The organism is Peribacillus huizhouensis (assembly GCF_014138605.1).
In the GTDB taxonomy this organism is placed as follows: Bacteria; Bacillota; Bacilli; order Bacillales; family DSM-1321; genus Peribacillus; species Peribacillus huizhouensis.
Genome location: NZ_JACJHX010000024.1, coordinates 21,705 through 41,482, shown reverse-complemented (window position 1 = coordinate 41,482; position 19,778 = coordinate 21,705). Strand labels below are relative to the sequence as shown.

At 36.2% G+C, this 19,778-nt stretch carries 17 protein-coding genes, 1 pseudogene and 1 riboswitch; of the genes and pseudogenes, 2 read left to right on the top strand and 16 right to left on the bottom strand.

Going from position 1 to position 19,778, the window contains the following annotated elements; translation table 11 throughout:
* Positions 1–985 precede the first annotated feature (985 nt).
* The 3 genes from HNP81_RS21340 to HNP81_RS21330 form a co-directional block, all read right to left on the bottom strand.
* Entirely contained in the window at positions 986–2,017 is a 1,032-nt protein-coding gene (locus HNP81_RS21340) for a S66 family peptidase (RefSeq protein ID WP_182503951.1), read from the bottom strand.
* 105 nt (positions 2,018–2,122) lie between these two features.
* Positions 2,123–2,812: a DUF2306 domain-containing protein gene (locus HNP81_RS21335; RefSeq protein ID WP_312859719.1), complete on the bottom strand. Its 690-nt coding sequence runs from the start codon at positions 2,810–2,812 to the stop codon at positions 2,123–2,125.
* A 74-nt stretch (positions 2,813–2,886) separates the two neighbouring features.
* Positions 2,887–3,471: a GNAT family N-acetyltransferase gene (locus HNP81_RS21330; protein WP_182503949.1), complete on the bottom strand. Its 585-nt coding sequence runs from the start codon at positions 3,469–3,471 to the stop codon at positions 2,887–2,889.
* A 721-nt stretch (positions 3,472–4,192) separates the two neighbouring features.
* On the opposite strand from HNP81_RS21330, the gene HNP81_RS21325 reads away from it, so the two are divergent.
* Positions 4,193–4,330, top strand: a complete 138-nt coding sequence (locus tag HNP81_RS21325) for a hypothetical protein (protein ID WP_182503948.1) — start codon at positions 4,193–4,195, stop codon at positions 4,328–4,330.
* 223 nt (positions 4,331–4,553) lie between these two features.
* On the opposite strand, the gene HNP81_RS21320 is transcribed toward HNP81_RS21325, so the two are convergent.
* The 5 genes from HNP81_RS21320 to efeO all read right to left on the bottom strand — a co-directional run bounded on the left by HNP81_RS21320 (position 4,554) and on the right by efeO (position 10,385).
* Positions 4,554–5,582, bottom strand: a complete 1,029-nt coding sequence (locus HNP81_RS21320; RefSeq protein ID WP_182503947.1) for an NADH:flavin oxidoreductase/NADH oxidase — start codon at positions 5,580–5,582, stop codon at positions 4,554–4,556.
* A gap of 173 nt (positions 5,583–5,755) precedes the next feature.
* On the bottom strand, positions 5,756–6,178 hold the full coding sequence (locus tag HNP81_RS21315; protein ID WP_182503946.1) for a MarR family winged helix-turn-helix transcriptional regulator: 423 nt from the start codon (positions 6,176–6,178) through the stop codon (positions 5,756–5,758).
* Positions 6,179–6,559: 381 nt separating this feature from the next.
* Positions 6,560–8,275, bottom strand: coding sequence for an FTR1 family iron permease (locus HNP81_RS21310; RefSeq protein WP_182503945.1), 1,716 nt, complete (start codon positions 8,273–8,275; stop codon positions 6,560–6,562).
* A complete protein-coding gene (gene efeB, locus HNP81_RS21305) occupies positions 8,250–9,509 on the bottom strand; it encodes an iron uptake transporter deferrochelatase/peroxidase subunit (RefSeq protein WP_182503944.1) in 1,260 nt (419 codons plus the stop codon). Before efeB ends, HNP81_RS21310 begins: the two co-directional genes overlap by 26 nt.
* Before the next feature lie 6 nt (positions 9,510–9,515).
* A complete protein-coding gene (efeO, locus tag HNP81_RS21300; protein ID WP_028392629.1) occupies positions 9,516–10,385 on the bottom strand; it encodes an iron uptake system protein EfeO in 870 nt (289 codons plus the stop codon).
* Positions 10,386–10,598: 213 nt separating this feature from the next.
* Between efeO and HNP81_RS21295 the strand changes: the two are divergent.
* Positions 10,599–10,946 (top strand): annotated as a pseudogene (locus HNP81_RS21295) (alpha/beta fold hydrolase); the annotation flags it as partial.
* A gap of 307 nt (positions 10,947–11,253) precedes the next feature.
* On the opposite strand, the gene HNP81_RS21290 reads toward HNP81_RS21295, so the two are convergent.
* The 8 genes from HNP81_RS21290 to HNP81_RS21255 form a co-directional block, all read right to left on the bottom strand.
* The gene (locus HNP81_RS21290; RefSeq protein WP_182503942.1) at positions 11,254–12,753 is read right to left on the bottom strand and encodes a malate:quinone oxidoreductase; all 1,500 of its coding nucleotides are present in this window, start codon (positions 12,751–12,753) and stop codon (positions 11,254–11,256) included.
* A 434-nt stretch (positions 12,754–13,187) separates the two neighbouring features.
* A complete protein-coding gene (locus HNP81_RS21285) occupies positions 13,188–13,943 on the bottom strand; it encodes a class I SAM-dependent methyltransferase (RefSeq protein WP_182503941.1) in 756 nt (251 codons plus the stop codon).
* Between the two features lie 206 nt (positions 13,944–14,149).
* Positions 14,150–14,386, bottom strand: a complete 237-nt coding sequence (locus HNP81_RS21280; protein ID WP_182503940.1) for a DUF3953 domain-containing protein — start codon at positions 14,384–14,386, stop codon at positions 14,150–14,152.
* A 123-nt stretch (positions 14,387–14,509) separates the two neighbouring features.
* On the bottom strand, positions 14,510–14,962 hold the full coding sequence (locus tag HNP81_RS21275) for a DUF5071 domain-containing protein (protein ID WP_182503939.1): 453 nt from the start codon (positions 14,960–14,962) through the stop codon (positions 14,510–14,512).
* Between the two features lie 466 nt (positions 14,963–15,428).
* Positions 15,429–16,637 carry a homoserine dehydrogenase gene (locus HNP81_RS21270; protein ID WP_182503938.1) on the bottom strand — a complete coding sequence of 403 codons (1,209 nt, stop codon included), beginning with the start codon at positions 16,635–16,637 and terminating at the stop codon, positions 15,429–15,431.
* 111 nt (positions 16,638–16,748) lie between these two features.
* Positions 16,749–16,854: riboswitch (SAM riboswitch) on the bottom strand.
* 294 nt (positions 16,855–17,148) lie between these two features.
* Positions 17,149–17,391, bottom strand: a complete 243-nt coding sequence (locus HNP81_RS21265) for a DUF2584 domain-containing protein (protein ID WP_028392635.1) — start codon at positions 17,389–17,391, stop codon at positions 17,149–17,151.
* Positions 17,392–17,420: 29 nt separating this feature from the next.
* Positions 17,421–18,221, bottom strand: a complete 801-nt coding sequence (locus tag HNP81_RS21260) for an alpha/beta hydrolase family protein (RefSeq protein ID WP_182503953.1) — start codon at positions 18,219–18,221, stop codon at positions 17,421–17,423.
* A 581-nt stretch (positions 18,222–18,802) separates the two neighbouring features.
* The gene (locus HNP81_RS21255; protein ID WP_182503937.1) at positions 18,803–19,756 is read right to left on the bottom strand and encodes an alpha/beta hydrolase; all 954 of its coding nucleotides are present in this window, start codon (positions 19,754–19,756) and stop codon (positions 18,803–18,805) included.
* Positions 19,757–19,778: the final 22 nt, after the last annotated feature.

Here is a 19,778-nt window from a genome sequence, read left to right as displayed (position 1 = left end):
TCGAGAGACTTCTAGCAAATAGATGCTACAGTAAATTTAATAAAGAAGAAAATCCTGTATTTTGATTTGCAGGATTTTTTTATTCCGCAATCGGGTGCGATTGTTTAATAAGCGTCTCTGTTCTTATTCAACCAACGGGGGCTTTAGTAAATAAAAGAAGGGTTCTACATATTAGTCATATCTAATATGTAGAACCCTTTAATTTATCTATCTTTTTTTAAATTAGGTCTTGATAATTTAATTGTAGGAAGGCTCTAACTTCTTTAAGTAAAAAATTACATTTGCATCCAATAAATCACAATTATTTCCCCCTATTAGCAGACGTTCCACCACTTATACTACGACTTTTTTTGATCAATCCTTTTTATTGACGATAAATGTAATTATGAATGAACTAGAATTATGTATATGCTATTCAATATTTTACTCTCATTTTTATTTTTTGGACTTAAAAAAGTCATAAACAAACCAATAGATAAGTGGAAATATTACAATAGATATAAAACCATACTTGATTGGAACAAATTTATAAATTAAAAACATGATAATTGCAAAAATAATATAAACTACCCATTTATTATTTTTATTTCTAGACATTTTTTACAAAGCTCCTTTTTAAAAATAGGAGAAATTAAAAGTAAATATTCTAATAATCTAAAAGACACCCTTAAAAAAATATGGCAACCAAACTGCCTATAGGAAGTAAAATAGAGAAAAAATTTAGCACATTTTGAAGGATAAAACTTTTTAGAAAAAATAAGCCGAGATCACCTAACCTAGCTCTCAACTTTTCGATAATACATCTTCCACTTCGCTATCCGATGAGAATATTGATGGTGTTGAATTAGGACTGATATTAATACCTACAAGTTCATTGAAGATATTTGGGAATGCTACAGTGCAAAAGAAAGATGATTGTTGATTTATAAAAAATTTGATCATTTTCTACCAGTGCTGCTCAACTATCAAAATGAATAGGTTACAACTATTGTACTCCGCTTTCCAGAATCGAGAATTTCCCCTTCATACAATCTATTTCTGCTTTCGCACCATAAGGCAAAATAAATTTCGGTTCTGTATGACCAAAATTCAAGTTATAAAGAATCGGCAAATCCTCCAAGTTAAATTCCCTCATGACTTTTTGTATTTCTTCCTTATACTCGTCGTAGTACTTTTCGTCTTGCGGTTTACCAAAAATGATTCCATTCGCTTTTTGAAGAATGCCTTGTACAGCATAATTTCGCAACCAATACTTAATAAAATCTGGTTCCGGCTTTTCTTCTGATGTTTCAAAAAAAAGAATACTATTATTCCAATATTTCTTATCTGGCCAAAGTTCTGTTCCTTTCGCAAACTCTAATACTTCAATACAACCACCAATTAGATGTCCTTGTACTACACCTGATCCTTGAAGTAACTCGTAACCCGAATTTTCCTGCATTTTCCGTCGTCGATTCTTATTCTCTTCAATCCATTCTAAACGCTCACTCGTCCATTCTTTAGCCGGTTGAATTTCACCAATAATCTCATTTGAAAAGAGCGTTCGATTTACCATTTCAACTGTATATGGATCCATCTCAACATTTTCAGCAAAATCGGTTAAAATTGCTGGACCGTAATAAGAAGAAATTCCTGCTTTAAGACAAAATAAATGTGAAACGGTCACATCAGAGTAACCCATAAAAATTTTCGGATTTTCACGAATAACATCAAAATCTATATAAGGAAACAGGCGAATACTATCCTCTCCACCAATATTTGCAAAGATTCCTTTAATACTTTCATCATTAAATGCCGTCATCAAATCTTCAGCACGAGCTTGTGGATTTTTATAAAGATATTCTCCCCCTTTCAAACTGTTCGGCATGGGGACAACTTTCAGTTCAAAGACTTCTTCTAATCTCTTTACCCCTTGTTCATAACGCCATCTAAGTCCAGGATCACCAGCTCCACCCCAGGAAGGACTTACTGTCGCAACACGATCTCCAGGCTGTAATTTCTTTGGCTTTATTATCACATTAACTCCCACCCTTATATCATTCAATTTCCTACGACTTACGACCCGATTGCTGAATTAATAAAAATCTTTCATACAGGAAAAAATAAGATCATGAGTTTAAAGTTAGCTCCGGAGGCTTTTTTTAATATGTTTTTTTCCATAGTATATATTGAAACCAACTAACATAGGAACAAGAATTAACGATGGCATAATCCAGAGAAGCAGATTCGTAGAAGAAATATTTAAAAGTCGAGGTGCTCCGAAAACTGTAAAAGCGGTCACTGTTGAAATACAACAAGCAATCATTCCACCGAAGTGCTCAAAGAGCCAGTGCATTCGCTTTACCGGATTCCTTAACCAGTAGTGTAATTGAATCGCTCCAAGAAAAATTCCGAGCAAAGGAAAATATGTAATTAAAGGGGATTGAATCATCACGCCATAGATCCCAATTGCGACTCCGGATACGAGCAATAAGCCACTAACAAATAGGTCCATCATATTTCGGTGTGGGGTTTGTCTTTTCTTAAATCGAAGCACCCGAATTCCATACCATCCTGATGCCCCACTTAAAATGGCAATAAAAATTAAAAACCATGAAAATGAAACTCGCTCTGCATTTGCATGTTCATCCCATAACACACGATAACCGCCCATATAAAAGGCCGATATCGAAACAATTGCCATCGCGCATACATATAACCAACCAACGAAGTTATGAATTTTCCCACCTTTTTTTGTGACAATTGGAATCCAAAACACAAGTAATGCAGTAAAACCACCTATAATATGGAGCCATCTAAAAAAGGAGAACACTTCCACCTTTATCTCATCTCTCATTCAATTGAAATTTATGGTTCTACCTTAGTGAATTGTTTTATTCTTCCAATTTATTTAATACTCAATTTATCTTTTTGAAGTATATCAAAGTCTTGCTTTAACAAAGAATACATATATAAATCGTCAAATTTACCACAAGTAAACTCATAATTTCTCAACAAGCCTTCTTTAATAAAGCCTTGTTTTTCTGCTAACTTTTGTGACGATATATTAAGCGGTTCTATTAACGCTTCTATCCTTTGTAATTTCAAATGTTCAAATCCGTACGTTAATACAGCTTCCAATGCCTCACTTGCTATTCCTTTCCCCCAATAACTTTTGCTTAATTCATAGCCAATTCCAGTTCGATAATGTTGAGGAATCATGTTAAGAAAGCCGCAACTACCAATAACCTCATCTTCCCCTTTTAAAGTAATCCCCCATCTTATTCCTGTTTTATTATTTAATATCGATTGATACCATGATATCTCGCTTAAAGCATCGTTAATTGTTTTAAAAGGTTCTAACCCATAATATTTTATTACTTCTATATCGGACATATATTTCAAAATACTGTTTGCGTCGCCTTTTTTAACTTCTCTTAATACTAATCTATTCGTTTCAAGTACCGGAAAGGTTTCAACATCTTTGATCATAATAAATGCCTCCCTTATTTAATTCTCCAGTTCATTTATTATCACTTTCACTTCCTGGAAAATTACCTCTTTCTTTTAAATTATATTACTGGATAATAGGATAAATATTGGAAATTTTATTATGAATCTTTCGATTTTATAATTTATTTTGTCGAAACATAGGATAAGTTTAACATTCAAAAATTTGGAATTAGATAGATTTTTGGAAGAATGTTCATTAAATAATCCTGCCGGGCATTAGAACAATAAGAAATGGCTATCACTAAGACAGCCATGTTGTTTTCCTAAAGCACCCGATTATTGGACGAAGATTGTACTTCTTTAATCATTAGAATTTTCATCATAAGTACTTTACAGTAAAATTTTACCACATAAAAATCAAAAAATCCTTATCAAAATATTTTTCCCTGTTACTTGAGTAAGAAAATAGCTTTACTCCTTATTGAAGTAAAGCATCCTTTATTATTAAGATAAGGGCTGTTTAGTTAAATAAGTTTTTGAATTTCAATTCCAAATTCCATATCACAGTAACTTATATCAATTACACCAATCTGTTCACATTCATCATCATAAAAGATCTACCCATATTTTAAATGTAATTTCAGTTTTTATCTTGGAAATAAAGGTCAGAATATCACCTGATATGAATGTTTAAGAGGAAAAACATAAGTTCTCAAAAAAAGGACAAACTGTATTTGAAATAAGAAAGGAGATGTGAGACATGACAAAAAAATTTAATAAAGGCAGCCATAATCAAAACTCACCGCAATTACACGGACAAGGTCCTGTTAGTGGAGACAATAGTAAAGGTAATAAAAGAAATAAAAATCAGAGCACTAAAACAGATGGTGTAAATTAAATGATATAAACTAGTCATATTCATTTTAATAATGACTTGAGGAAAAGGAAATATTATATACTGTTGCATATGATATAAGGAAAAAAGAAGGATAGATAAAATTGCTTTATCTATCCTTCTTTTTAATAAGAGATTCGGAGGTAATTCCTCTCTACCTTGCTTTGATTTATCCCGCATTAACGGGCAGTAAAACCCACTGATTGAAGTTTCACTTTATAATTAATTATCTTTTAAAACCATATTTATACTGTTTGGGAACTTCAATTTCTTTTCTCAATTTAGTTGCAGCTTCTATTGGCCAATGAGGATTTCGTAACATTCCTCGTCCGACAGCTACAAGATCTGCCTCCTCATTTCCAATAACAGCGTTTGCCAATGCAGGGTCATCCAATCTTCCCACTGCAATGACTGGAACCTTGAGAGCTTTCTTAATTTCTCCAGCTAATGGTACTTGGTAAGCAGCATGCGTACCCGGTTTCCCCCACGCAGCGATAGGACCTTCACCACCTGAAGAGATGTCAAAAATATCTACCCCTGCATCTTGATATTCTTTTGCAAACTCTATACTTTCGTTAATTCCATATCCACCTTCTACATATTCTTTAGCAGATATACGCATCATTAACGGCATATCTTCTGGTATCTCAGCTTTGGCTGCTTCAATAATTTCTCGGCCAAATTTAGTTAGATCCTTTCCATACTCATCATCTCTTTTATTTGTTAAAGGAGAGTGGAATTGATGAATTAAATATCCATGAGCGCCATGGATTTCAATTGCGTCAACTCCTGCTTTTACTGCGCGCTGTACGGCCTTGCGAAACTTTTCTACCATTTCTTTCACTTCATCTGTTGAAAGAGCTCTAGGTGTTTTTGAATTTTCATCAAATGGAATAGCAGAAGGTGCAACTGGTAACGCAACATCCTCTGCCTTACGTCCAGCGTGAGCGATTTGAATACCAACTTTTGCTCCATAACCGTGGCAAGCTTCTACAATTCTTGCTAAAGCAGGGATTTGCTCGTCTGACCATAATCCTAAGTCAAAGTCTGTAATACGGCCATCAGGCTCAACATCTGTCATTTCAATCATAATAAATCCAGTTCCACCAATCGCTCTATTTACATAGTGCAGGTAATGCCAATCCGTAGCGATCCCATCTTTATTTTCAACCGAATATTGACACATCGGAGACAACACAATACGGTTTTTTAACTCCAATCCTTTTATCTTATAAGGACTAAATAAATGTTCCATGTGAAAAAACTCCTTTTTATTTAATTTGAATGCATGACGCATACATTAAAATTTGAAAATTTTTTTAATAAATTATATGTATGACGCATGCATATAATTTATCGCTAAGTTTACTCCCTGTCAAGCCAAAGTACTCCATCTTAAAATTGAGTACTTTGACTGATGAGGCACTTTCATAACTCTTCTATTAACTGTTTCATTAATCCTTCAACATGAACAGTAGAGAGATATGATTTTAGTATTTCATGGAAAGCAACTAAACTTCCTTGTAGCTTCTTCTCACCTAAGTCAGTTAGGCGAGTATAGGTACCTCTACGGTCATCGGTACAAACATGCTTTTCTAATGCACCACATCTACTCGTTTCCATATTACCGACTAGCCTAGAAAGCGCACTCTGACTTAAACCGATCATCTCTTGCAATTGCTGTAGTCTGAGTTTTTTGTCGGGTGCTTTGTAAAGGTAGTAGAGCACGTAGAATTCTTTTAAAGATAAGCTGTATTTTGCTTGCAGGACATTCTCCAATTCTTTCTTTATTTTATTTTGTATAGAGTCTATGGTTAACCAATGATCCATAAAATCATGATTAGTATTCATGATATTCCACCTATTCTACATAATATTATAGCGTTCTAATCAAAATATATGCACAAACTGGTACGAGACCAAGGGCAAGTTACATTATAGTTCATTAACATATAATTTTACCAAAGTAAAGTGCAAATAGTCAAATTTCTATAAGGTATCTAAGTGAGCACCCAAAATAAAACAACCTATTTGTAAAATATCCAATTTATCCACCAAGTAAAGTGCCACAGACGCTGAATAGCATAAACACAGATAATAACCAAAGAGATAAAGCATTAAGAGTTTATTCCAAACCCAGCATATTGTACCCTTCGATTTAGAACGACCATCTCATTGGTATAATTCATTGAATTAGGGTAGATGAATATATGTAATCATCTACCCTAATAGTTATTTTTGTTTCTTTTTATAGGCAATCGTCGCCCCAACTAGTACAAGTAAAACTGCCTGTCCCATCATTGTTTCAACCGTTGGATAGAAACCAATGATGCTGACTAATGGCAAGCCATCCACAATTGTTGTTGAAACTATGTCCCTTAGTTGTAGTGTATGCAGACTGACCCCAATAATTTTAAAGGCTAGTACGTAAATCAATATTGTTGCCACAGCAAATAATTTATGAATAGGAATTTTTCCACTTGCTTTAAATAACACAAGGGCAAAGATAACTAAAATAAGAAGTGCTACTACGATTCCTAGCACAAATTTAGAAGTCTCCATTTTTGGAGCAATTCCTGCATAAAAAACAAGTGTTTCTGCTCCTTCACGAAATACGGATAGGAAGCTAATGGCTGCCATGGCAAACACGGAGCCACTAGAAATAGCATTGCCTATTTGTTTGGAGATATAGCGATTCCAGCTCGACACACTTGACTTACTATGAAGCCATATTCCTACTCCGATCATCATGGCAGCCGCTAGTAAGCCAACATATCCTTCCATGAGCTCTCTATTCGTATCAACCATTGCAGAGTTGAAAATAGTTGACATTAAAATAGCAGCGAGTGCCGATAAAAGAACTCCTATCAATGCGCCTAGATAAATCCATTTACGCATTGTCTTTTGTCCTGATTTATCTAAAAATGACACTAATGCTAAAATTATGAGCAACGCCTCTAGACCTTCACGTAATAAAATAAGCGCTGAATCCCACATCGTATAGTCAGTACTTCCCTGTACCAGCTCTATCTCTGTGCGGAAAGTATCTAGCTTACTCCTAATGGCTTTGGCATCGACTTTAGATTTCAATAAATCACTAACAAGAATCGGCATATCACTTTCTATCTTTGTATACAGACTGCCATTACGTGTTGAAATATCAATCTCAACATTTGGCCATATTTTAATAAAATCTTTTATTTTATCAGAGGCTGCTATATAGTTCCCTGCTTCAATAAAATTAATCGACTCATCAATATAGGCGATTAATGTCGATAAAGAATATTCTCCCTCAACGACCTCCGCCGTATCATTCCCTGCTACAAAATCCTCGATCGTTTGTTTTAAATCCGCATATTGCGATTTCATTAAGTCTACATCAGGCTCTTCTGAAGCAAGTGTTATCCGTATAAAAGCCATTTGCGTTTCAATTTGGCCATACATGGCAATACTCTGCTCTCGCACTGGACGTTCAATTTTTTTCCATTTGGTATTAAAATCCTTATAGGCTGAATCAATTGTAGGAATGTCACCACTTGTTAGAGCATCTTCAAAGGCTTTCATAATAGGCTTAAATTTCGTACCAAACTCAGCTCTCTGTGCTGCTTCATCCACTGGATTTTCTAGCTTCTCTAGTGCTCTTAATGCGTTTGTCAAAGTGGAAAGAGCTTGTAAACGATCTTCCTTTGACGAAGCTTCCCTTGCTTGTGCAAGAATATCATCAACCTTTTCTTTAGCTTCCTTTTGTTCAGATGTGACGGAAGCCCAATCCTTGGCAAACTGGGCAAGTGCAAGCTCCGCCTCGGCATCCTTATCCTGCTTCGTATTCATTAGCGCATCACTAATAGAAATATATAAGTGACTGTAAGATTGGGCCGCCTGCACTGGTATAGCAAGTGTCAGGACTAAACAGATAATAATACTACACCGCGTTAAAAAGTGCTTCACCTAAATAACTCCCCTTTTGTACACCAGGGAAGCAAGCAAACACGGCACTGCCTCGATGGGTAATGTACTCATTCATTTTATCCAATCGTCCTAAACTATTTTGAACAGTTGTAAATTGGGCTGGATCTTTTTGAAAAGAGATGAATATTAGCCCTGCGTCATGTTCTCCGGTATTCGACATAACACCTGATGCGTAAGAATATGAGCGACGTAAAATACGCGCACCCGATTTACGTGCCAAATGTACATGTGACGTATCTGGCATAATATATTCACCCTTACTATCCTTCGCCTCTACATCAAAATCATCAAATTCCTTGGTTTTCCCAAATGGAGCACCACTATCCCGATAGCGTCCAAATGTTGCTTCCTGATCCTTTAAAGATGTACGATCCCATGTTTCAAGATGCATTTGAATTTTACGTGCAACTAAATAAGTACCATCCTTTAGCCATCCCTTATCGACCCAGACAACTTTATTTAAATCTTTTTCATCTGTAATCGTGGGGTTCACCGTACCATCCTTGAACGCAAATAAATTACGTGGTGTTCCTCCATCAGCCGGGAACGAGTTAAACCCTGCCTGTGACCATTTAATCTCTACCTTACCAGAGGCTGCACGTACTAAATTGCGCACGGCATGGAACGCTACCTGTGGATCATCCGCACAAGCTTGAATACATATATCGCCACCCGTAAATTCTTTTTGTAGTTGATCTTTCGGGAAATGTGGTAAATCCTTTAACTCCGCAGGCTTCAAATGCGAAATACCAAGCTTATCAAACAAAGATGGTCCTACACCGATCGTAATAGATAAATTTGCAACATCCATCCCCGCTGCTTCACCGGTATCTCCTGTAGGAATTCTAGTATTTGTTGTTAAATCGACCATTAATTCACCATTCATTAATCGTTCAACAAGAGGTGTCCATTTTTGGAACAACTCTTGTAGATCTTTCTTCGATGTAAATAATACATCCAAAGAAGCAAAATAAATATTCGTTTGTACAGGGGTAGTGATGCCAGATTGATACTTGCCATAAAAATCCACTTTATTGATTGCTCTAGTACTATCAGCAACAGGCTCAAAGACATCAGAGCCCATTGCTTTTATCACACCACCTAAGCTTGTGGCACCAATAGCAACCCCAGCGGCACCGACGCCTGTCAACTTCAATATGTCACGTCTAGAGACTTTCTTATTTATCCATTTTTCATCGATTGGCTCTGTCATTTATGCTCACTCCAAAATAATGCCCATTTGACTTAATGGTTCACCAAGTTGATTAACAGCTGTTGCAAGTGCTTTCGTGTGGTCCTCTGTTAATTCCTCATATGATACATAGCCACCATTAGCTGTTGCATGCTGTGCTAATAAATCGTCCACTGCTTTGAATTTTTCATCTAATGTTGCTACTAGCTCCTTATCTTTTGCTTCTAATTTTGGACGTAGAATCTCAAAGATTTTTTCTGCCCCTTCAATATTTGCCTTAAAGTCATAAAGGTCCGTGTGAGAATAGATTTCTTCTTCACCAGTAATTTTAGATGTTGATACTTCATTTAATAAATCAACGGCACCAGTAATCATTAAATCCGCTGTAACATCAACCGTTTGAACCAATGCGTGTAGTTCCTTCACATCTGCTAGTAGTTGATCTGCCACACCCTCGTAGCCTGCCGTTTTATTTTCTACCCACAATGCATGTTCAAGTTTATGGTAGCCCGACCATTCTTCCTCGCCTTTGCCCTCTTCCTGAATATCCGCTAAACGACCGTCAATACGTGGATCAAGGTCTCCAAAGCTTTCAGCGATTGGCTCTGACCGCTCGAAGTACATACGTGCTGGTGCATAGGCTGCTTTTGCCCCTTCAATGTCGCCAGCTTTAAAGAGGTTCACAAACTTTTCTGTCTCAAGTAAAAATTGATCCATTTGCTCAAATGCAAATTCTTGATAGCTTGATAGCTCCGTAGATAAATCAACCTCTTGTGCTGCTGGTTCAGTTTCTTCTGTTGCAGGTTTGTCGTCTTTTTTCAATTCCTCTGTATTCTCACACCCAGTTATTAGAATGCCCCCTGCTACTAACACTGACAATAATGATTTTTTTTTCATACTTATACCCACTTCCGAAATAGTTTCATACTTTGATGATAACGATTATCATCATCGATTACAATGAATTTTTTTAAATGAGCCCTGTAAAGTTAATCCATTTACCCAATTAGCAAACTGTATTGTTTTAGTTCTTTGATTAGTTCACAGTTGTATACTAAGAGATAGTTAAAAAATCAAAAGGGGGAAGCTTCGCTACGTTTTTAAAACGTCGATGAAAAGAGAGCGTTTCAGCAGGTTACAAAAGAAATCAATCGAGCTAACAATCTACTATGTATGTTTAATCATGCCCTTCTTAAGGGCGATGACTTCTATGAAGATAAGATAAAGGAAATTAATCCAACCTTGGTAATTCACGGGACAGAAGACACTATCCTGCCATTTGAGCATGCGCTGGCTCTAATAGATGAATTTCCTTACAGCTTGTTGGTCACCCTCAAAGGGACAGGTCATGAAAATCACTCTGACGATTGGACTGGCACAGTTGGCACTGGTAAGGGTAAAGGTAACTTTATCACGGCTGTCGGGAAATTTATGGCAGCTGTTTTTATGTTTGTTTAAAATCTATACTGTCATAACCTTATTATTACTAATATATTAGAAAATTCACCTTTACTTATAGTACGGTTCACCATAGCCTCTCTAACTACGAATATAAAAAAGAACCTTTAATCCAAAGATTTCAAAGGTTCTGTGTCTTATTTCCAATGATATTCTATTATTTACTCAATTCTTTAAGTAATTTTTTATTTTATCTCTGTTTTTTCAATCATTGCCTTATCAATCTCTTCATCATAGAAACGATGTCTATAGATGAAAATGTTGCTTAAACTTATCATTCAATATCATTATTTCTATGTCCAGAGAATTAACTATAGACTAGCTCTTTTTGGCTTAGACCAAGCGTCTCTGCCGTTGAAGTATGAATTTCTTGCAGAAGCTCTGGATTTTCCATTAATGACACGCCATAAGAAGGAATCATTTCTTTGATCTTTGGTTCCCACTCTTCGATCTGTTGCGGGAAGCATTTTTTCATTACCTCAAGCATAACGTGTACAGCAGTAGAAGCACCTGGAGATGCACCTAATAAAGCTGCAATCGATCCATCAGCGGCAGTAATCACTTCGGTACCAAATTGAAGCGTTCCTTTTCCTTCAGGAGTATCTTTGATAACTTGTACACGTTGGCCCGCTACTACTAAGTCCCAGTCTTCGAGCTTAGCGTTCGGGATAAACTCTCTTAACTCTTCCATACGCTGTTCTTTCGATAACATCACTTGCTGGATCAGGTATTTTGTCAATGACATCTCTTTTGCGCCTGCCGCCAACATAGTTAACACATTACTCGGTTTGACTGAAGTTACTAAATCCAACATTGAACCTGTTTTTAAAAACTTCGGTGAGAAGCCGGCAAATGGTCCAAATAGCAATGATTTTTTATTGTCGATAAATCGTGTGTCAAGATGTGGAACAGACATTGGTGGAGCACCAACTTTAGCTTTCCCGTATACTTTTGCATGATGTTGCGCAACAACTTCTGGATTATTACATACCATGAAAATCCCGCTTACTGGGAATCCGCCAATGTTTTTCCCTTCTGGAATACCGGATTTTTGGAGTAAATGTAAGCTTCCACCCCCGCCTCCGATAAAGACGAATTTTGCAGTATGGCGTTCGACGCTACCGCTATCTACATTACGCACTTTTAATTCCCATGAGCCATCACTAGTACGTTTCATATTATCAACGCTATGTTTAAAGTTAATATCGACGTTTTTAGTCTTTAAGTGGTCAAACAACATGTTCGTTAATGCACCAAAGTTGACATCCGTTCCAGAGTCGATTTTTGTTGCCGCTATTGCTTCATTCAATGGACGGTCTTGCATAACTAGCGGAATCCATTCCATCAGTTTTGCTGAATCATCAGAAAACTCCATCCCTTGGAACAATGGATTGTTTGACAGCGCTTCAAAACGTTTCTTTAAGAACGTTACATTTTTATCTCCTTGTACCATACTCATATGAGGCAATGGCATGATAAAGTCCTGTGGATTTTTTATCAGCTTGCTGTTTACAAGATAAGACCAAAACTGCATGGAAACCTGAAACTGTTCATTAATTTTTATCGCTTTACTAATATCTACAGATCCGTCTGGTTGTTCGACCGTGTAGTTAAGCTCGCACAATGCCGCATGCCCCGTTCCCGCATTATTCCATTCATTAGAGCTTTCCTCTCCTGCGTTTGCGAGTTTCTCAAACACTGTAATTTCCCATTCCGGTACTAATTCTTTCAAGAGTGTCCCTAAAGTCGCACTCATGATTCCGGCGCCAATTAAAATGACGTCTGCTTTAGTTTCTCTGCTGCTCATTTTTATCAACCTTTTCCCCTTAAATTTAGCAAAAAAGATGTAGGTTTCACATCACGCTAAGAAATGACCGACTCTCACACCTTTTCTGACTCAATTATACCCCTAAATTTTGCATTACAATTATTTCTATTATATGATAATTTAAATTTATTTAAAAGGTCATAAAAAATGAGAAGCCATCTACAGAGTCTAGCAACATACATAAACATGGCTTATTAATTCATGAACTTTACTTATCACTTTTATAAAAAGAACAAGAAGCCCTCAATTCCTAATGAAATTAATCCTATCCCACCAGAATATAATGCTATTTTAGTTCGGAAGTTTCTATGTTCACTTATTTCTGAATGAAAGTTTGCTCTTTGCTTTTGTCCACCCGCCTATCATGCTAATGCACTTTTTTATTTGAACCATGAATCCAAAAATATTTAATTTTACTTTTTTAATTTAAAGACTATAAAATCAGCACATCTAAAATCTTCTTCAAATGAAGGATATTTTTTTAATATCTCCTTTGATGGCTTTGGTTCTACTATGCTTTCTAAAATAAAACCCGTTTTGATTAAAGTATTAATATAACTTGTTAAGGTTCTATGGAAGAATAACATTTTTTCTTTATCTCCTAACCTTTGTTCATACGCACCTTCATAAAAATATTTATCTACGTTCCAATGTAATTTTTTTCCGTCTTTTGTTTTCTCCCAACCACTTTCTGGAGTAACAAAACAAGGATGTAAAATTGAAAAAATAAAACAGCCTCCATCTACTAATAACCGATACATTTCTTGAAATGCTTTTTCGTAATTTTCAAGGTCTTGAATAACCATATTGGATACTATTAAATCGAAACTTTTATCTTTTAAAAAATTCAAGTCCTCACAATTACCCTGCCTATAATCAATTAACAAATCATTTGGAGTTCTTCCTTTAGCTATTTCTATCATTCTTGGTGAATAATCCACAGCCGTTACAGCAGCTTTAGACTTGGCTAAAATTCTACTTAAATATCCTTCGCCGCACCCAGCATCTAAAACTTTTTTATTATTTACCTTTCCCATAAGTGTTATTAATGTTGGATTTAAAAAAACTTCTTTATGAAGGTCTCCTTGTTCGGTATGAGTTGCTGAATATGTATCCGCGAAACGATCCCACCTTTTAATTGCTTCTTCTGTACCAACATTTAGTTTCATATTTCCCCTCCCTCTAATACAATAATTTTCCTAATTTAATAACCCTTCCCGTTTAAGAAGAAAAAATCCTGCATTGTACAGGATTTTTAATCGAGCTATTTTACAGATTATCTAAAACATCCTAACTAATTTTTTTAGTTACTTAATTGATTCAGCTTATACTTTTAGTAGAAATAGATAATCCTATTGTTTTACTAACTGTCCCTTTAGCTTAATAAAAACCCCTGTATGGAAACATAAAAAGCAAACAAAGAAACACCGATGCACATATAACCCCAAAACTCTTTTTTATCTTTTTGAAGTTCAATTCCTCCTGTAATCATTATTGAAATACTTAATATCAACATCAAATAAGGAATAAACTCAACATTTTGAGTTATTAGACAAAAAACTGCTAACATAACACCAACTATTGATAAGATAATTCTTAATGTTTTTAGCATATTGCTCCCCCTTACAATCGCTCCCCTAAATTCTTGTTTAATTGTATCATTTTTACAGTATAATTTTGTATGAAATCGTAAATTCCTACTTGAATAAACCGCCCCGTAGATTAAGATGAGTAATTATTCAATACCTGCAAACTGCTCCAGTTTATGAATATGTTTTTTATCATACATATGGGTCATGTGTAATTTATCAATAAGAAATAATAAACCAAAAATCCAGAAATCATCTTGTTCATTGAGTCCTTGTGTAATGGCATTATCAATATGTAATTTAAGTTCCTCCCTATCTATACTTTTGAAGATTTCAACAACTGTACTTACACCAGGCCAGTTAATATCTTGAAACCATTGCATGAGGTATGGAATGGATTCTTTATTGTTTGGATATCCAATATTTTGTAAGACAATTGCTGAATTAAACCAGCATGCTTTATGATTTAATTCTGTTTGTTCAGCTAAAATAATTACTTCTTTACCACTTAGTTTAGATAGCTCATTTATGGACTTTTTTTGTACTTCTTCAGAGTTGTGCCAATTTAAGCCCTGAAGCAATGTATTAATATTCTTCATTTATCTACCTTTATTCTATATTTTTATTACTTAATCTGAACTGATTTTGGTATTGCAAGCGTTAATTCCTAGCAAATTAATTAAATTTTGTAGTTAGACTAATCTGAAACGTTGGCATAATGAGAAAAGGCTATCACAAAGATAGCCAAATTTTAAACGTTATCTATGTTCAATTTGAGGATTATACCCACATCTAATTTAACTTATAAGTTGAGCAAGAAATAGCTCAATTCATTTCTGATTGAAATACCATTTTAGATCAAATACATCAAAAGAAATACGACCTATTAAATACATCCTTATATTACATTTATTACTAGATTACTTATTAATATCATATATTAATAAGCAATTATTCTCCATTCAGATAGGTAAGGATTTGCGTTATAGCTCCCTTTTCCTCCCACTCACGTTGTTTGTGCGACTTTCACCACGTAAAGCGTTCCACTTTATAAGTCAAATTAATTCATGAACGAACAAGCGTTTTTTCAGGTAATACCCTCCCGAGAACTTGATATAAATAAACATTAGGCAACTGAATACTACATATCTCTTCCCACGAGGCTTCGACAATAAGAAAGTTTGGATTAATTCTGTTAATGATTGGAATATGGGAAGGAATATTTTCTACAGCCACATCTCCTCCAATTGCCCAGTAAGTCTTGAATGCCTTCACAGATAATTCATTTTGTTCATCTAAGAAAATGGGTGAAAAACTATGTTTATTTATATAAACCAAGTCTTCGATAATGGCGCTTGCTGTTGGAAACATTCCAGCTCCTGGCCCTTGGAGACTAATGTTCCCCACGATATCTCCATCGATGGATACTGCATTTTGCACGCCTTCGATTTGATAAAATGGATGCGTTTCATTTACCAGAACAGGTTTGACTGTGCATAGGATCCCTTTTGCTGTCTTTTCCATAGAAGCTACATGTTTAAATCGATATCCAAATGCTGAAAAGAGCTCAATTTGCTCAGGTGTGATTGATTGAATCCCTTGTCGGATCGAATCCTCCCAATTAGGTATCTCACCAAAAGCCAGTTCACTTAAAATCACTGCTTTGTAAAAGGCATCATATCCTTCCACATCATTTGTAGGATCAGCTTCAGCATACCCTTTTTCTTGAGCAAGTTTTAACGCTGTTTCAAATGGATAAAGTTCTTCTCTCATCTTTGTCAAAATAAAGTTAGAGGTCCCATTAAGAATTCCTTGCACTTTTTGTATAGTATTCACATGTAACAATTGCCTTAGTGTTTGGATAATAGGAATTCCACCTGCGACTGTCGCCTCAAACCCCAAAGTTACTCCCTGTTCTTTGGCTAACTGTTTTAATTGAGTTCCATGATAGGCAAACATTTCTTTATTTGCCGTTATCACATGACAACCTTTGTTCATCGCTTGCTGCAAGTAAGTAAAGCTTGGATTTTTACCAAAGATCGCATCAATTACAACATCTAGCTTCTCAAGTTTAACAATCTTGTTAAAATCATCTGTTAACAGAATATCAGGATCTGGTGCATGATGTTTTTCTATATTCTTAACAAGTATTGCAACCACTTTTACATCTTTCCTAAAAATATTCTTAAGCTTTTCCTGATGTGTTTGAATCGTTTTATAAACGCCCTTCCCCACAGTACCGTAGCCTAATAATGCAATATGTATAGCTGACATTAATTTATTCCTCCTGTCTTTTTTATTAACGATTTTAATGGAACATAAAAAACTCCCCACTGCATATGTACAGAAGGGGAGTTTGAATGACTATATCAAGATTTACCCACCTTCTTATCTTCGGAATTGTTAAAATTCCTCTGAATTTGGCACCGGGCATGATATGCTGGTTGCCGAGGCTTCACAGGGTCAGTCCCTCCGCCTCTCTTGATAAGAAAAGTTATAATTTTTTAACTATTTATAATAATATAATACTTTATATATTTATCGTCAATAGCGTAAATTATACATGTGTTACCAAACTCTATATTTATATATGACGCCATATCTATTTATAGGCATCAACCATTTCTATAAAAGACTACATTTTACGGTTTGCTATTAATAAATGTAAAGCATTGATAACAGTTAATATGTAAAGGGTGAAATCAATGCATTTTCACCCTAACTTGTACTGTTCTTTATATTGTTATACCTCTAAATGGAGACCGTTTCTATTAGGTCAGCTCGCTTAATTCGTTGAATTCAACGACACCAACTGATAGGTAATTTCGGTTTGGTTGTTTGTCCAAGAGATTTTTTGAATAACGGCCATTCCGTTTGTTTCACTTTCGATCGTTTTGCGAACTTCAATTGGAATATCAATTGGGTAGAGGCGATAGCCTTCTTTCGTCAAACGGAAAAGATTTTCTTCCTCTCTATTTTCACGGCCTTTTGTCACGATCATTGTATTTAGTTCCATCGGCATTCCCATAGCATAACCTCTTTCCTTTACTTACGTTTTTAAGCCCATTGTTTTTTTGTTTGGTTTTTCATCCACTGTGTTAAATCACAAACGACTTTTCGGTTGATGTTCGGCGGAAAATAGTGGGTAAATTCGGCAAAATACCAACTCCAAACAGGCTTGTCTTTTTCCTTTAATAGTTTCTCCAGCCTGTAGGCATGTTCAATCGATACGTTATTGTCCTGTTCACCATGAATAATCAGGACAGGTGCAAAAAGTTCATCTACTGCAAACAGTGGTGTGCGGTATTTATATTCGTTTGGAACTTTCTGAGGCGTACCACCAATAACACGCTTCATCATTCGACGTAGGTCTACTCGTTCCACGTAGGTTAGAAACATATCAGACACTCCGCCCCATGTTACAACGGAAGCTGCTGTTTTACAATAGATGGCTGTCCATAGGGCCATAACGCCCCCTCGTGAAAAGCCAAAAATATGTATGTTATCGGGATTTACACGTGGATGTTGTTCGAGTAATGTAAAGCCACTAATCCCATCAGCGCGATCTTCGCCTGCAAAATCTTCATCCCCTTCTCCACCTTGATTTCCCCGATAATACGGTGCAAATACAATGAAGCCTTCTGCTGCAAATTGAACAATACGACTTGGGCGTACTTTACCGACATTTTTAATGCCTCCTCGTAAATATAAGAAGCCGTCATAAATTTGATCATCATCTGGCTCAGCAAGTAGGCCCTTCACTTTCAAGCCTTGCGAAAAATACGTTACGATAAACAGACGAATATTTGGATGCGGTGATGGAAACCGCTGCTTCATTATAATTGTGCCATCTTCCATCATACATCCTCCTTTCATAAAGTGAAACTTCAATCAGTGGGTGCCTTTCCCAACTGATTGTTAGTTGAACCAATCGGGATTTTACGGGCAGTTATCCCCCACCTACGCTTCTTCGATTCCTCTAATCCTCGGGGTGGGGGGTTACTGTCCGTTAATGCGGGATAAAACTCAACCCTTATTGTAAATCAACTCACCCATTTTATCCCGCATTAACAGGCATTATCTAGACTTTTTATAGTGAAACATACCGATGATTAGTTAAGTTGAGGGTCCTCTCTCACAGACGAAGATATGATGTCGCAGTGTATGTAGTCTGTAATTCATTGAGTTAGGGTTGTATTGTTTTCTTTATCGAAGCGGAGTGAAGGTTATTAGCGATACTAGAGGAGACTTAAAAACATGGAAAATTTTATAAATTCATTAGACTTTCTGGTTTTGCTTCCATCCAAAAGCGTACCTCATTCCATCCTTTAGGTTTTTGAAAGCATAATCTCCCTTTTGATTAAAAAAATCGAAAAGGAGATTATGACAAAAGAAGTTCTGCCCATTAATAGTTAATCTTCTTTTTTTGGATGTTCTCTCTATTCACTCAGCCATGCGTTTGCAAGCATCATGGCCCCTTTTGCTGCTTCTGTGTCTGCGAAATCGTTAAGCATCACAAAGTCATGAATGATACCTTGGAAGCGCACAGCAGTTACCTTTACACCAGCCTCACGAAGCTTGTTGGCATATGCCTCTCCTTCGTCGCGCAATACGTCGGCTTCTGCCGTGATAACTAAAGCTTCAGGAAGTCCCTTTAATTGTTCTGTTGTTGCCCGAAGTGGAGATGCAGTAATTTCTGCTCTCTGCTGTGGATCGGAAGTATACTGGTCCCAGAACCACTGCATCCCATCCCTACGTAGAAAATATCCGGTAGCAAATTGTTTATATGAGTCTGTATCAAATGAAGCATCCGTTACAGGATAGAAAAGTAATTGCTTGCGAATAGCTGGGCCTTTTCGTTCTTTAGCCATTAACGTAATAGCTGCCGACATATTTCCGCCAACACTGTCACCTGCTACTGTAATATTACTTGTATCCATCCCGTGATGATCGCCTTCTTTAGCAATCCATTCTAAGACCGTATAGACCTCTTCTATTGCAATCGGATATTTGGCTTCTGGAGAAAGACTGTAATTAGTGAACACAACAGCTGATTGTGATCCAACAGCTAGCTCCCGAACTAAACGATCATGTGTGTGAGCGTTTCCGAAAACCCAGCCTGCACCATGCGTATATAGAATGACTGGAAGATTTTCCGAGGCGTTTTCAGGACGCAATATTTTAATGGATACAGGTCCAGTTGTTTCTCCCTCAATGACAAGCTCTTCTACCTCAACCGGCCACTTCTTAACCTCACCGGACTGTACTTCATCTACAGTTTCCCTGCCCTTCTCTGGGCCAAGATCAAACAGGTACGGCGGGTTAGCCGTGTCCTCAACGAATTTTTGTGCTGCTGGTTCCAATACAAATTTATTATTTTGATTTTGCGTCATCTTTAACTCCTCCTAAAACTTT